This is a genomic window from Crossiella cryophila, assembly GCF_014204915.1.
GTDB lineage: Bacteria > Actinomycetota > Actinomycetes > Mycobacteriales > Pseudonocardiaceae > Crossiella > Crossiella cryophila.
Genome location: NZ_JACHMH010000001.1, coordinates 2258487 through 2272389, shown reverse-complemented (window position 1 = coordinate 2272389; position 13903 = coordinate 2258487). Strand labels below are relative to the sequence as shown.

Sequence of the window (13903 nt, the reverse complement as noted above, 5' to 3'; positions counted from 1 at the left end):
CCGCGCGTGTGCGGCGGGATTACGGCCTGACCTGCCGCGGTAAGAATTCGGTGCCAGAACGTTGTCGCACTCGATCCGGGTATGCAGCACGATTACCCCCGTGTCGGGTTCGAGGGGGCGCGTGATCCTGGTGGCGGCTTTCGCTGTCATCTCGGTTGTGCTCGCGATCATGAGCGTGTTCAGCCGCGACCACGCCGCCTCGGACGGCACCCTGATCAACAAGAACGACTTCGCCACGCCCAGTGGCCAGGTCGAGGTGATCGAGGTGCGACCGGGCAGCCAGCTCCAGGTCGACGACGTGATCGTCTCCATCGCGGGCCGGGACGTGATCGAGCACAGCCGCCGGCCCGGCGGCCCGGAGTTCCAGGTCGGCGACACCCTTGAGTACAGGGTGGTGCGCAAGGGCAAAGAGGCCGAAGGCCCGCAGCCGTACAACGTCACCCTCGGGCACTACCCGGTCGGCGATCAGCTGCTGCACAGCTGGCCCAGCCTGCTCGTGCTGTTCATGCTCTTCGGCAGCGCCATCTACCTGTTCGTCCGCCGCCCCCGGTATCCGGCCGCCCGCGCCGCCGTGGTCGCCTCCTCGCTCGCGATGATCACCCTCGCCGGGTCCGGCTACTTCGGGCTGGAGGCACTCGACCTGGTGGCGGGCGAGCAGTTCTGGCGCTGGTACGTCGGGCAGATCTTCTGGGTGCTGCTGTGGGGCGGCATCCTGCACTTCGCCTTCGCCTACCCCGAGGTCACCTCCAAGATCAGGTACAGCCTGCTGGTCGCGCTCAGCTACGGCGGCGGCCTGCTGCTCTACGGGCTGACCATGCTCATCGGCCTACCGCTGAGCAAAGGCCCGGTGGAGGGGCTCGCCGTATGGGCCTCGCCGATCAGCACCGTGCTCTTCGTCTACCCGGTGCTGGTGCTCGGCGTGCTCGTCTACAAGTACCGGACCTGCGAGGACAACCTCACCCGGATGCGGCTGCGCTGGCTGGCCGCCTCGCTGGGCACCGCCGCGGTGCTCTACGCGGGCATCTGGGGCCTGCCGACCCAGTTGCTGGGCGCCAACCTGGTCGCCTACCAGTACCACACGCTGGTCTTCCTGCCGGTGCCGCTGACCGTGGCGCTGGCGGTGCTGCACTACCGGGCGCTGGACATCGAGATCGCGCTCAGCCGCTCGCTGACCTACGTCATCCTCTCCGTGCTCATCGCCGTCGGCTACCTGATCATGGTCGGGCTGCTGCGGCTGATGGTGATCCCCGACCTGGGTTCGCCAGCAGGCCAGGCGGTGGCCGCCGCGGCCGCCGCGGTGATCGTGCTGCCGCTGCGTGACCGGCTGGCCAAACTGGTCAACGAACGCCTCTTCGGGTACCGCGACGATCCCTACCGGGTGGTCACCGCACTCTCCGCCCGGCTGGAGCAGACCCAGACGCCGGAGGCCATGCTGCCGACGCTGGTGGAGACCATCGGGCACGCGCTGAAACTGCCGTACACCGCGATCGAGCTGGAACGGGACAAGGGCCTGGAGGTGGTCGCCGACTACGGCGAGCCGGTCGGCGAACCGGTCCGGCTGCCCCTGGTCTACCAGGGTGAACGCATTGGCGACCTGGTCGTCTGCGCGCGCGGTGTCGGCGAGGGCTTCAACGACTCCGACCTGCGGGTGCTCACCGACGTGGCCCGGCACGCGGGCGCGGTGGCCTACACCGCCCGGCTGACCACCGACCTGGCCCGCAGCCGCAGCCGCCTGGTCCGCACCCGCGAGGAGGAACGGCGGCGGCTGCTGCACGACCTGCACGACGGGGTCGGGCCCACCCTGGCCGCCGCGGCGCTGGGACTCCAGGTGGTCCGGCAGGTGATGGGCGCCAACCAGGTCGCGGCCGAGGAGATGCTGACCCGGCTGGAGGACGAGCTGCAGGGCGCGATCGGCGAGATCCGCCGGGTCGCGCACGGCCTGCGGCCCCCGGTGCTGGACCAGCTGGGCCTGGCCACCGCGGTGCGCGAGCACGCCAGCACGCTGGCAGGCCGGATGGGCGGCAACGGCGACACCCCGCTGACCATCGCGGTGGACGTCTCCGACGAGCTGCCCCAGCTGCCCGCCGCGGTCGAGGTGGCCGCCTACCGGATCGTGTGCGAGGCGCTGACCAACGTGGCAAGGCACTCCGGCGCGAACAGCTGCACGGTGCGGGTCTGGCTGGACCGGGACCTGCACGTGGAAGTGCTCGACGACGGCGCGGGACTGGGCGAGACCAGGCGCAACGGGGTCGGGCTGCGGTCCATGCGGGAGCGGGCCGGGGAGCTGGGCGGGGACTTCCTGGTGGAATCCCGTGACCTGGAATCCCGGAACCAGGACGGTGCCAAGGCCGAGGCTGGGGCACGATCAGCGGTGAGAGGCACCCGCGTCGCGGCGCGGTTGCCCGTGCCGAGGGAGGAAGCCTGAGTTGGACCAGCTCCGCATCCTGGTGGTGGACGATCACCCGCTGTTCCGCTTCGGCCTGTGCCAGACGCTGCAGCAGGTGCCTGATGTAGAGGTGGCAGGCGAGGCCGCCACCGGCACGGCGGCGGTGGCCATGGCCGACTCACTGCAGCCCGACGTCGTGGTGATGGACCTGAACATGCCGGACTTCAACGGCGTGGAGGCGACCAGGCGGATCGTGCGCACCAGTCCGCACGTCGGCGTCCTGGTGCTGACCATGTTCGACGACAACGAGTCGGTCTTCGCCGCCATGCGGGCCGGGGCCAGGGGCTACCTGCTCAAGGGGGCCACCCCGGAGGAGATCGTGCGGGCGATCCGGGCCGTGGGACAGGGACAGGCCATCTTCGGCCCGGCCATCGCCTCCCGGCTGCTCGGCTTCTTCGGCAACAACGCGCGGGCCGCCCAGATGGAGGCATTCCCCGAGCTGACCGCCCGCGAGCACGAGGTGCTGGTGCTCATCGCCCAGGGCGAGGGCAACGCCGCGATCGCGCGCAAGCTCGTGATCAGCGGAAAGACCGTGCGCAACCACGTGTCCAACATCTTCTCCAAGCTGCACGTGGCCGACCGCGCGGAGGCGATCATGCGGGCGAGGGAAGCCGGTTTGGGCGAAAACTAGCGACCATAAGTACCTTGCTTGTTGGAGATTAACGGGGCTTGTATAACGATTCGTGAAATCGAAGCACAACGGGACAGCTAGTCCCATGTCCCTGGGACACCGGGTGGGCCACGCTCTCAAGGTCAGCGCAGCACACTTGGCTTGAGGGGGCCAAACATCATGACGAACACGGAACGTGTTCCGGTAGTTCTGCACGCCACGGATGCGATCTCACGTGCGGGCGTCGCGGCCGCACTTCGCTCCCGGCCGGAGGTCCTGCTGGTCGACTCGCTGGAGGCCCGCCCGGACGCGGTGGTCCTCGTGGTGACCGACCGGACGGACACCCGGACCCAGCAACTGCTCAGGGGACTGCAGGTCCGAGGCAACACCAAGGTCGTTCTCATCGCCGGGGAGATGGATGACACGGACCTGCTGACCGCGGTGGAAACCGGGGTCAGCGCGGTGGTCCGCCGCTCCGAGGCCACTCCGGAGACCCTGGTCCGCCTGGTGCGGGCCGCGGCAGCCGGTGAGGGCGCACTGCCGCCGGACCTGCTGGGCCGGCTGCTGAACCGGGTCTCCCGGTTGCAGCGCAACGTCCTGCGACCGAACGGGATGAGCCTGGCAGGCATGTCGGAACGGGAGACCGACGTGCTCAGGCTGGTCGCCGATGGTCTGGACACCCGCGAGATCGCCGAACAGCTCTGCTACTCGCAGCGCACGGTGAAGAGCATCCTGCACGACATCACCAACCGCTTCCAGCTGCGCAACCGCTCACACGCGGTCGCGTTCGCGCTCCGGGAGGGGCTGATCTGAGCCGCCCGTTCGGGTCGTGCGTGAAGACGGGGAGCGTCATGGAGTACTCGTCACGGCCCGAACGGTCGGATGAGCCGGCGGGCGGGGTGATCCGCGAGGTGGACACCGCGCTGTGCCGGTTGCTGGGCAGCAGGCTGCCGCAGGGGGTGGAGGTCCGGCTGGAACCGCCGACCCCCACCTGGATCAACGAGGCGAACCCGCTGCCCGCGGTGCACGTGTTCCTGTACGAGTTGCGGGCGGGCCGGTCGCACCGGCCCGCCCGCGATCTCGAACTGTCCTACCTGGTCGCCGCGCGGGCGGGCAGTGTGGCCGGGGAACACGAGTTGCTGGGCGAGGCGCTGGACGCGCTCACCGCGCAGGAGTCGGGGCAGCCGGTGGCGGTGCGGCTGGCCGAGCACGGGGTGGGCGGACTCTGGTCGGCCCTGGGGATGCCGGCGAGGGCCGCGTTCGTGATCTCGGTGACGGCCACGCTGCCCGCCACGCCCGACGCGGAAGGGGCCGCACCGGGTGGGACCGCGGTCCCACTCCAGTCCGACCCCCGCGGCTGGCGGTTGCCTTCCTGATTACCAGGCCAGTTCCCGGCACTTGGCCACATGGCCGGCCGGTTCGACCTGCAGGGTCGCGTGCTCGATGTGGTAGCGCTCGGCGAGCAGTTTCTGCGCCGCGGCCAGCACCTCGGTGAAGTCGACCTCCGGTTCCGCGGTCAGGTGCGCCGAGGCCACCTCCATGCCCGAGGTCAGCGTCCAGACGTGCAGGTCGTGCACCTCGATGACGTTGGGCAGCTGCTGGAGTTCGCCGGCCATCTCCGAGACGTCCAGGCGCTCAGGGGCGTGCTGGAAGAGGATGCGCAGTGCCTTGCGGCCCAGCACGTAGGCCCGCGGCAGCACGAAGAGTCCGATGGCCACCCCGATGATCGGGTCGGCGTAGCGCCAGCCGAAGAGCATGGTGACCAGACCGGAGATCAGTACGCCCACCGAGCCGATCGCGTCCGCCACCACCTCCAGGTAGGCGCCCCGGACGTTGATGCTCTCGTCCGCGCCGCCGCGCAGCAGGAGCAGTGCGATCAGGTTGTTGATCAGACCGATGATCGCCACGATCGTCACCGGCAGCCCAGGCACCTCCGGTGGCGAATCGAAGCGGTTCACCGCCTCGATCAGCACGCCGATGGCCACCCCGAAGAGCAGCAGCGTGTTCGCCAGCGCGGCCAGCACCTCGGCCCGGTAGAGGCCGAAGGTGCGCCCGGCGCGCTTGGCGGCCCGCTGCGCCACGATGATCGCGGCCAGCGCCATGCCCACGCCGAGGACGTCGGTGAAGACGTGCGCGGAGTCCGACAGCAGGGCCAGCGAGGAGGTGTAGAGCCCCACGGTCACCTGCATGACCAGCGTGACCAGCCCCAGTCCGACCGCCCACCACAACCGGCTCACATACTTCGCCGAGGCGCTGGCGGCCTGTGCCGCCGGCAACCCATGACCGTGCCCGTGTCCCTGCCCCATCTCACGCTCCCTTCCGACACCCAACATATAGTGACATGCGCATATGAACAACGGTGACCCCAGTCACCCCAGCCCAGCCAAGCTACCGCCGCGGACCGATGTCCACCCGCGCCGCCGCGCGCAAAACCGCAGGTGAAAGCCGCGAAAGCAGTAGCCCCAGCCGGGCCTCGGCGGTCACCGGCGCCACCGCCACATCCCGCTCAACGGCGTCCAGCACGGCCGCCGCCACCCGCTCCGGCGGGAACCCCCGCCGCAGGTACCGCCGCGTGGTCACCTCCCGCAACCGCTCCTGCGTCGCCGCGTCCACCCCCGCGAACCGAGCCGCCCGGGTGATGTTGGTGTGCACGAACCCGGGACAGATCGCGGACACCCCGATCCCCCGCCCGGCCAGCTCCGCCCGCAGGCACTGCGCCAGCATCAGCACCGCGGCCTTGGTCGTGGCATAGGCGGGCAACGTCCGCGAAGGCGTGTAGGAGGCCATCGAGGCGGTGACCACCAACTGCCCGCCCTCCCCGCGTTCGACCAGCTGCGGCGCGAAGGCCCGCAACGTGTGGATCACCCCCCACACGTTCACATCCACCACCCGGGCCCAGTCCGCGGCCGAGGTCTCCAGAAACCCACCGCTGACCGCCACTCCGGCGTTGGCCACCACCACATCCGGCACCCCCACCTCGGCCCGGACCCGCTCGGCCAACGCCGCGACGGCCTCCCCATCCGTCACATCGACCGCGTACCCGAAACCCCCGACCTCAGCCGCCACCGCCGAGGCGCCGGCCCCATCCACATCAACCACCACAACCTCGGCCCCCGCCGCGGCGAACGCCCGCACACAGGCCCGCCCGATCCCACTGGCCCCACCCGTGACCAGCACAACCTTCCCGCCGAACCGCTCAGTACTCGCTGCCGCCCGCAACCCCCGGCTGGCCGGCGCCCCCTCCACGTGATCAACGAACTCCCCCACCATCCGGGCCAGCACCACCGGATGCGTACGCGGCATCCAGTGCCCGGCCGGCACCTCCCGCCGCCACAACCGCGCCACCCACCGGGCCGTCCCGGCCACATGCGCGGGCGTCACATACGCATCCCGGGTCGGCACCACCAGCTGCACCGGCAAGGAGGCCCACCGCTCCCGGGGCCGCCGCACGAACCCGGGCAGATTCGCCCGGTAAAGCTCAAGCCCCCGCCGGACATCCCGGACCCGCCCGCCAAACCGCCAAGCCACCAAGGGAGAGACCAGCTCCCCCAGCCGAGACCGGAACACCCCCATGTAGGCCGACCGCACGACCAGCGTCGCCAGCCCCCGCAACCCCTGCCACGAAGGCCGCCGCAACGCCCCCCGAACCCACCATCCCACGTGATCAAGGCAGGGCCCCGACACCGACGTGAAGGAGGCGAACACCCCGGAGTTTGTGGGGTCGGTCACAGCCTCCCAAGCCTGCGCCGACCCCCAGTCATGCCCCACCACATGCACGGCCCGCCCCGGCGACACCGCCCGAGCCACCGCGACCAGATCAGCGGCCAACCGCTCCACCCGGTACCCATCCCGCCCCCGCGGCGCCCCCGACCGCCCGCAACCCCGCACGTCATACCGCACAACCCGGTACCGCCGCGCCAGCTCCGCCACCACCGGCCCCCAGAGTGCCGAGGTATCCGGAAACCCATGCACCAACACCACAACAGGCGCCCCCGGCACCCCCTCAACCCACACGCCAAGCCGCAGGTCACCAGAATCTACTGAGGAGTAGCCAACCTCGGTCATGCTCCAAGACGGTAGGCCGTGCAGACCCTCTCCGGCTATGCGCTAAGCTTCTGCACGTCGCCACGGCGAGGGGTTCACCCCAGACCACGGAGACCGGGTTAGCCCCCGTAGCTCAGGGGATAGAGCACTGCCCTCCGGAGGCAGGGGCGCAGGTTCGAATCCTGCCGGGGGCACCACAAAGATGGGAACAAGATCATCGGCTGCGGCTGGTGACGCTTGTTCCCTTTTTTCTTGTTCGCGCTGTTCATGATCCCCTCGGGGCAGGTTTCCGCCCGTCCTGCCATGCCGACCACAGCCTGGCGTAGCGCCCGCCCGCGGCGATCAGCTCAGCGTGCGTCCCGCTCTCGGTGATGCGGCCGTGCTCCATGACCACGATCCGGTCGCACGCGGCGGCCTGGGAGAGCCGGTGGGCGATCACCAGCCCGGTGCGGCCGGCGAGAGCCGCCTCGGCCGCACGGTCGAGTTGCCCCGACTGCGCGGAGTTGGCTTCGGCGGTCGCCTCGTCGAGGATCGCCAGTCGCGGGTCGGCGAGCAGCAGGCGGGCGAGCGCGAGCTGCTGCGCCTGGGCGTCGGTGAGCGGATGACCGCCAGTGCCGACCACCGTGCCGAGGCCCGCCGGCAGCAGGTCGAGCAGCTCGGTCGCGCCGGTGGCCTGGAGTGCGGCGCGCGACTGGCCGTCAGTGGCGCCGGGAGCGGCGAGGGTGAGGTTGTCGCGCAGGGTCCCGGCGAACACGTGGATCTCCTGGGTGATCACCACGGTGCGCTCCGGCCGGGCGACGGTTCCGGTAGCGGGCGGGTGGATGCCGGCGATCACCGCGGCCAGGGTGGTCTTGCCAGCCCCGGACGCACCGACGACGGCGATGCGCGCACCAGCGGGGATGTCGAGAGTGATGTCCGCCAGCACGAGAGGGCCGGTCCCGTAACCGAAGGCGACCCCGCGGAGCCGGACGGCATGGGCGGACTCCGGTGGCGTCGGCGGCTCGTGCGCCACCGGGATGGTGGCGACGCCGATCATGCGGTTCAGCGATGCGAGCGCGGACTGGAGGGTGTCGATGACGAACATCAGCTGGTTCACCGGGCCGAGCAGGCGCAGCACGAGCAGCATGGCCGTGGTCGCACCACCGACGGTCGAGGCTCCGTGGTCGATCAGGACGAAGCCGACCACGAGCACAGCGGCCAGGCTCAGCCACTCGCCGAGGTTCAGGCGGGCGTTGAGCATGCTCTGCACGGTGCGGGCCCGCAGCGCCTGCGCGGCGACCGCCCAGGAGGCGGTCAGCACGGCACGATGACGTTGTGCGCCGAGCCCGAAGCCGAGCACGGTGGCGTAGCCGCGCTGGGACTCGACGATCTGCTGGGCACGGGCGCTCATCGCCGCCCGTTCCGCGCGGTACACCTCGGGCCCGGCGCGCAGGTACCACCGCAGGGCGAGTGCGTAGACGGGCAGCACGACGGCGAGTGCCGCGGCGTAGGGCCATTCCAGCGCCGCCAGCCCGCTCAGTGACACCACGATGGTGAACGCGGTGGTGGTCAGCACGCCGATCACCGCCGGGGCGGCATCGGCGACGGCGGTCACGTCGTCACTGGACCGCGAGATCAGGTCCCCGGTGCCTGCTCGCTCCACGCGGTGCTGCGGCAGCGTCAGGGCGCGGGCGACGAGCTGTTCGCGCAGGCCGGCCAGGATGGTGTGGTAGGCCCTGGTGGCCAACACGATCGTCGCCGCGGTGCCTGCGGCGCCGAGGATGGCCGAGACCGCCAGCACAGCGGTGACGGTCAGCACGGCGCCGTGGTCGGCGGTGCCCGCCTGGACCCGGTCGACGAGCAGCCCGATCACGACGGGCCCGATCAGGTCGGCGGCCGCGCTGACGATCCCCAGCGCCACGACGGCGGCGAGCCGCCGCCGGTGGCCACGGCTGAGCCGCCACACCTCCCGTGCGGTCTCCCGCCCGCCCGCGACCGGCAGCGCGTCGCCGGTCACGTCGCGACCGTCCTGCCGGGCGCCGGCACGTCCCCGCGCAGGTCGACGATGCGGTCGCAGCCGCCCAGCAGTGCGGGGGACGAGGCGATCAGCAGCGTCGAGCGACCCGTGCGGATGTCGGATATCCGCTCGGCGACGGCCTGCTCGGTCACCGGGTCGACCGCGGTGGTCGGGTCGTGCAGCACCAGCACCGGCGCGTCGCTGGCCAGCGCCCTGGCGAGCGCGACCCGTTGCCGCTGGCCACCGGAGAGCCGGTTGCCGTTCTCGCCGACCGGACTGTCGAGATCGGTGGCGAAGTCCGCGCACGCCGCTGCCCGCAGCGCCGCGTCCAGCAGCCCAGGCGCACGGGCGGACAGGGTGAGGTTGTCGCGGATGGTGCCGGTGAACAACGTGACCTGATGGGGCGCGACGGTGACCAGAGCGCGGTACCCGGCCGCGGTCAGCTCCCGCGCCGGCCGTCCGTCCAGACGCACTTCGATGCCGTTGCCTGCCTCGCCAGGGAGGTAGGGGTTCATCAGCGCGGCGGCGATCTGGGCGGCGGTCCGGTCGTCGGCACGCACTCCGACGAACTCGCCGGGCCGCACCCGGATCGTCGCGCCGGGTACGGACACCTCCAGCACCGGCGCGGGTGTGGCCTCCGGCGGTGGCGGGTCGCCAGGCAAGGCCGCGGGCGCGCCCGCTCCGCGCAACACGTCGAGAATGCGCTGGGACGAGGCGCGCGCACCCGCGAGGTTGGGGATGGAGGCGCTCGCGATCCACTGCATCTGCGGTAGCAGCGCCTGGGTGAGGCCGATCGCGGCGATGAACCCGCCGACGCTCAGCCGCCCGTCCACCGCGAACCAGCCCGCCAGCCCGGTCACCGCGGCGACGAACACGCCGTTCACCGCGCCGGAGCCCACGAGGAACCTCCCGAGCAGGCCGGCGTTGCGCTTGGCCCCGGCCAGCGCCGCCCGGCTGGCCTGCCGGTACCGCCGGGTCGCCTCGGCCTCCGCGCGCACGCCCTTGATCACCCGGTAGCCGGCGACCAGATCGGTGGCCCGCCCCACGGTGTCGGCGAGGAGATCCTGGTAGGCGCGGGTGTCGTGGGAGAGCCGTTCGCTCAGCAGACCCATCAACCAGACCGCCACCGGCGTGCCGAGCAGCACCATGACCCCGAGCGGCCAGTACGCCACCAGCAACGAGACCGCGATGAACCCGATCGCGGTGATCCGCGCGATCGGCAGGACCACGAGCAGGCCGGCGTTGGCCAGGCGGGCGACGTCATTGGTCATCGCCGAGGCCACATCGCCGCCCGGCGCCCGCGCTGATCCGCCGTCGGGGTGCAGCACCCCGGCCGACAGCGTGGCCCGCAGCCGGTGCTGCAACAGCTGGATCGCATAGGCGTTGAGCCGATTGGTGAGCCTGGCCGCCGTCGTCAGCGCGACGTACAGCGCCACCAGCACAGCGATCCACAGCACCAGCTGCCCGAGGTCGCCGGTCGCCAGCGCCCGGTCGATCGCGAGGCCCATCACCACCGGGACGGCCGACTCACCGACCTGCCACACGATCGCCAGCAGCATCGCGGGGATCGTGATCCTCGGCAGGGATAGCACCACCCGCGCCACGAACCGGCCGGGACGCTCGCGCGCACCGACCTCGAACGGCGGGAGATCGGGCGGCTCGCCGCGGGCCTGGCCGAGCACCGGCAGCCACCGGGTCAGCGGCCCCCGGCCCAAGCCGGCGGGGTCGGAACGGGTCACGCTTGCGGCTCCGCAGTGAGCGGGAAGCACCAGAGCAGGGCATCGGCGAGCAGTCCTCGCCACCACGCGTAGTCGTGGCCACCGGCGAACTCCCGGTAGGCGGTGTCGTAGCCCTGCTGCGTGAGCACCTGGTCCAGCCAGCGGCTGTGGGTGCTCGAACTCTCCAGCTCGCCGACATCGTGGAAGATCCGGACCGGTGCCGGTGCCGCGGCCAGGTAGTCGGCGATCAGCGTCGGCACGGGGGTGCGGCGCAGCAGCTCGCCTGCCCCGGTGCCCCACCTGAGGTCAGGGTGGTACCCGCAGGAGGGGGACTGGATGATGGCGTTCCCGAACGTCGCCGGGTGGTGCAGCGCTGTCCATGCGGCGCACAGGCCGCCGAAGCTCTCGCCGGCCAGCGCCACGTCCCTGGGGTCCCGCGAGAGCGGATACCGGTCGTGCAGCCATGGCAACAGCTCGTCGGCCAGCATCCGCGAGAACACCGGATCGCAGCGCAGCTCCTGGTCGCGCCGCGGTCCGAGCTGATCGAGGAGAACCACCGCACAGGGCCGGATCAGTCCCGCCTGGACAAGGGCATCGCGAACGCTCGGCGCGCTGTGCTCCGGCGTGCCGTCCAAGTGGATCACGAATGGCAGCGCGCTCTCCTGCGGGAACTCGCCACGGGGCATCGAGATCCAGACGCGGCGCTCGTTTCCCAGCAGCTCGCTCGCGAACACCACGGACTCCACGGCCTGCGCCGGCCGCGCTTCGGCCTGATCGAGCCAGGGCAACGGCTCCGCGTCGGGCAGCACCGCCACCGAGGCCCCGGAGAACCTCTCGACCGAGCACTCGGAGAACCTCGGTGGCGGGTTGAACGGGTCCGGAACCCGTTCGCCCTCCCCCGTCGGCCCACACCGGGTGAACACGTACGAGAAGCGCAGATCGGCACGCATCCGCAGGGTGAGCACACGAAACGGCGTCCCCGGCACCGGAGCGAACTCCGTGTCGATCTTGTTGAAGCCGATGACGGGACCGATGACCACCGAGAGCGTGACCGTCGTGGCACCCCCGGGCTCGTCGACGAAGGTCACGTCCACCTCGTCCGCGAGGACCCGCTCGACCAGCGGGGCGCCCGTCTCCGCGAGGTGCCGCCGGAACCGCTCAGGACTCCACTCCCCGGTCGACAGCTTCTCGACGAACGGATTGGTCATTTCCTGCTCTCTTCACGTGTGTTGTCAGCGGGCTGCTGCCGGGTTCGTTCCCGGCCGAGCGGCACGACCTGCGGGGTGCCTGCCACCGGATCGGGCACGACCAGGCAGGGCAGACCGAACACCTCCTCGACCAGTTCGGCGGTGACGATCTGGGCGGGGGTGCCTTCGGCGACGACCTGGCCGTCCTTCATGGCGATCAGGTGGGTGCCGTAGCGGGCGGCGTGGTTGAGGTCGTGCAGGACGGCGACCAGGGTGTGGCCTGCGTGGTGCAGATCGGTGAACAGCTCCATCAGCTCGATCTGGTGGGCGATGTCGAGGAAGGTGGTCGGCTCGTCGAGCAGCAGGATGTCGGTGTGCTGGGCAAGCGCCATGGCCACCCACACGCGCTGCCGCTGCCCGCCGGACAGCTCGTCCACCAGGCGGCCGGACAGGTCGGCGACCGCGGTCTGGTTCATCGCCCTGAGCACGGCCTGCTCGTCGGTCTCGGTCCACTGCCTGCCGAAGCCCTGATACGGGTACCGGCCCCTGGCCACCAGCTCGGCCACGGTGATCCCGTCCGGCGCGATCGAGGTCTGCGGCAGCAGCCCGACCCGCCGCGCCACCTCCTTGCTCTTGAAGGAGTTGATGGCCGCCCCGTCCAGCACCACCTGCCCGGCGCTGGGTTTGAGCAGCCGCGACAGCCCGCGCAGCAGGGTGGACTTGCCGCAGGCGTTCGGGCCCACGATGACGGTGAACGAGCGGTCCGGGATGGCCACCGACAGGTCCGCGCAGATGACGCGTTTGTCGTAGCCGATCGTCGCCGACTCCACCCGCAGGCGTGGGCCACCAGGGGAAGTGATCACAGGCGTCTCCTGGCTTCGGTGAACAGCAGCCAGCCGAGGTAGCCACCGCCGAGCACGACGGTGATGATCCCGACCGGCAGCGGGGTGGGCGCGGCGTGCTGGGCGAGGTAGTCCGCCGCCAGGCACAGCAGGGCGCCGACGAAAGCGGCTGGTGCGAGGGTGATCCCCGCGGTGCGGGCGATCCGGCGGGCGATCTGCGGTGCCAGCAGGGAGATGAACGTGATCGGCCCCGACGCGGCGGTGACCGTCGCCGTCAGCGCGACCCCCACCGCGATCAGGCCGAGGCGGGCAGGCGCGACCCGCACCCCTTGGGCGGCGGCCGCTTCATCACCCAGTTCCAGCTGCCGCATCGGCCGGCTCAGCACCGCGGCCAGCAGCAGCAGTACGGCGATGCAGGCGCCGCCGATGAGGACCTTGTGCCAGGACACGCCGTTGAGGGAGCCCGCGCCCCAGGCGGCGGCGGCCATCGCGACTTTCAGGTCGGCTTTGAGTATCAGCCAGGTGTTCAACGATCCCAGCATGGCCGAGATGCCGATGCCGACGACGATCAGCCGGAACCCCTGCACCCCACGCCGGTAGGCGAGCAGGTACACGGCGACGGCGGTGGCCATCCCGCCCAGCAATGCCCCGCCGACCAACTGCCAGTAGGTGCCGTTGACGACCAGGATCACGATCAGCGCACCGGTGTAGGAGCCCTGGGAGAACCCGATGATGCCGGGCTCGGCCAGCGGGTTGCGCAGCAGCGACTGGAAGACCGCACCGGAGACCCCGAGCGAGGCGCCGAACACCAGCGCCGCCGCCACCCTGGGCAGCCGCCACTGGACCACGATGTCGTGGACGAGCCCGGTCTGGCCGCCGGTGAGCGCCGAGACCACCTGCCCGGCGCTGAGCTGGTACGAGCCGGTCATCAGCGCGAGTACCGCCATGCCGGCGACCGCCAGCGCGAGCACCGCGCAGGCGAGGACCGAACGCCACTCCAGCCGTACCGCGATCCGCCGGCGCCGCAGCACCAGCACCCGCTGCCCGAAGTCCACCCGTC

General features: G+C 71.2%; 11 protein-coding genes and 1 tRNA gene. 5 read left to right on the top strand and 7 right to left on the bottom strand.

Annotated features, from left to right (window positions below; all coding sequences use genetic code 11):
* The first annotated feature begins 169 nt into the window (after positions 1–169).
* From HNR67_RS44235 to HNR67_RS10665, 4 genes are all read left to right on the top strand, one after another.
* On the top strand, positions 170–2425 hold the full coding sequence (locus tag HNR67_RS44235) for a histidine kinase (RefSeq protein WP_185001887.1): 2256 nt from the start codon (positions 170–172) through the stop codon (positions 2423–2425).
* A gap of 1 nt (position 2426) precedes the next feature.
* Entirely contained in the window at positions 2427–3077 is a 651-nt protein-coding gene (locus tag HNR67_RS10675; protein ID WP_185001886.1) for a response regulator, read from the top strand.
* A gap of 159 nt (positions 3078–3236) precedes the next feature.
* The gene (locus HNR67_RS10670) at positions 3237–3869 is read left to right on the top strand and encodes a response regulator transcription factor (protein ID WP_185001885.1); all 633 of its coding nucleotides are present in this window, start codon (positions 3237–3239) and stop codon (positions 3867–3869) included.
* 38 nt (positions 3870–3907) lie between these two features.
* The gene (locus tag HNR67_RS10665; protein WP_221489838.1) at positions 3908–4432 is read left to right on the top strand and encodes a Pvc16 family protein; all 525 of its coding nucleotides are present in this window, start codon (positions 3908–3910) and stop codon (positions 4430–4432) included.
* Here the strand turns inward: HNR67_RS10665 and HNR67_RS10660 are convergent, their stop codons facing one another.
* Positions 4433–5362 carry a cation diffusion facilitator family transporter gene (locus HNR67_RS10660; RefSeq protein ID WP_185001884.1) on the bottom strand — a complete coding sequence of 310 codons (930 nt, stop codon included), beginning with the start codon at positions 5360–5362 and terminating at the stop codon, positions 4433–4435.
* A gap of 82 nt (positions 5363–5444) precedes the next feature.
* The gene (locus HNR67_RS10655) at positions 5445–7121 is read right to left on the bottom strand and encodes an SDR family oxidoreductase (protein WP_185001883.1); all 1677 of its coding nucleotides are present in this window, start codon (positions 7119–7121) and stop codon (positions 5445–5447) included.
* A gap of 101 nt (positions 7122–7222) precedes the next feature.
* On the opposite strand from HNR67_RS10655, the gene HNR67_RS10650 reads away from it, so the two are divergent.
* Positions 7223–7297: transfer RNA gene (locus tag HNR67_RS10650), tRNA-Arg, on the top strand.
* A gap of 68 nt (positions 7298–7365) precedes the next feature.
* Here the strand turns inward: HNR67_RS10650 and HNR67_RS10645 are convergent.
* The 5 genes from HNR67_RS10645 to HNR67_RS10625 are packed head-to-tail and all read right to left on the bottom strand — an operon-like array spanning position 7366 to position 13898.
* Positions 7366–9096, bottom strand: a complete 1731-nt coding sequence (locus tag HNR67_RS10645) for an ABC transporter ATP-binding protein (RefSeq protein WP_185001882.1) — start codon at positions 9094–9096, stop codon at positions 7366–7368.
* Complete coding sequence (locus HNR67_RS10640) at positions 9093–10835, bottom strand: ABC transporter transmembrane domain-containing protein (protein ID WP_221489837.1); 1743 nt, start codon at positions 10833–10835, stop codon at positions 9093–9095. Before HNR67_RS10640 ends, HNR67_RS10645 begins: the two co-directional genes overlap by 4 nt.
* On the bottom strand, positions 10832–12022 hold the full coding sequence (locus HNR67_RS10635; protein WP_185001881.1) for an alpha/beta hydrolase: 1191 nt from the start codon (positions 12020–12022) through the stop codon (positions 10832–10834). Before HNR67_RS10635 ends, HNR67_RS10640 begins: the two co-directional genes overlap by 4 nt.
* Positions 12019–12864, bottom strand: coding sequence for an ABC transporter ATP-binding protein (locus HNR67_RS10630; RefSeq protein ID WP_312986950.1), 846 nt, complete (start codon positions 12862–12864; stop codon positions 12019–12021). Before HNR67_RS10630 ends, HNR67_RS10635 begins: the two co-directional genes overlap by 4 nt.
* The gene (locus HNR67_RS10625) at positions 12861–13898 is read right to left on the bottom strand and encodes a FecCD family ABC transporter permease (protein WP_185001880.1); all 1038 of its coding nucleotides are present in this window, start codon (positions 13896–13898) and stop codon (positions 12861–12863) included. The genes HNR67_RS10630 and HNR67_RS10625 overlap by 4 nt, the downstream gene beginning before the upstream one ends.
* Between the last annotated feature and the right edge of the window lie 5 nt (positions 13899–13903).

Excerpts from the sequence above, each read along its gene's own strand:
- HNR67_RS10670 (WP_185001885.1), top strand. The coding sequence starts at position 3,237 with ATGACGAACACGGAACGTGTTCCGGTAGTTCTGCACGCCACGGATGCG.
- HNR67_RS10665 (WP_221489838.1), top strand. The coding sequence starts at position 3,908 with ATGGAGTACTCGTCACGGCCCGAACGGTCGGATGAGCCGGCGGGCGGG.
- HNR67_RS10660 (WP_185001884.1), bottom strand. The coding sequence starts at position 5,362 with ATGGGGCAGGGACACGGGCACGGTCATGGGTTGCCGGCGGCACAGGCC.
- HNR67_RS10635 (WP_185001881.1), bottom strand. The coding sequence starts at position 12,022 with ATGACCAATCCGTTCGTCGAGAAGCTGTCGACCGGGGAGTGGAGTCCT.
- HNR67_RS10655 (WP_185001883.1), bottom strand. The coding sequence starts at position 7,121 with ATGACCGAGGTTGGCTACTCCTCAGTAGATTCTGGTGACCTGCGGCTT.
- HNR67_RS44235 (WP_185001887.1), top strand. The coding sequence starts at position 170 with ATGAGCGTGTTCAGCCGCGACCACGCCGCCTCGGACGGCACCCTGATC.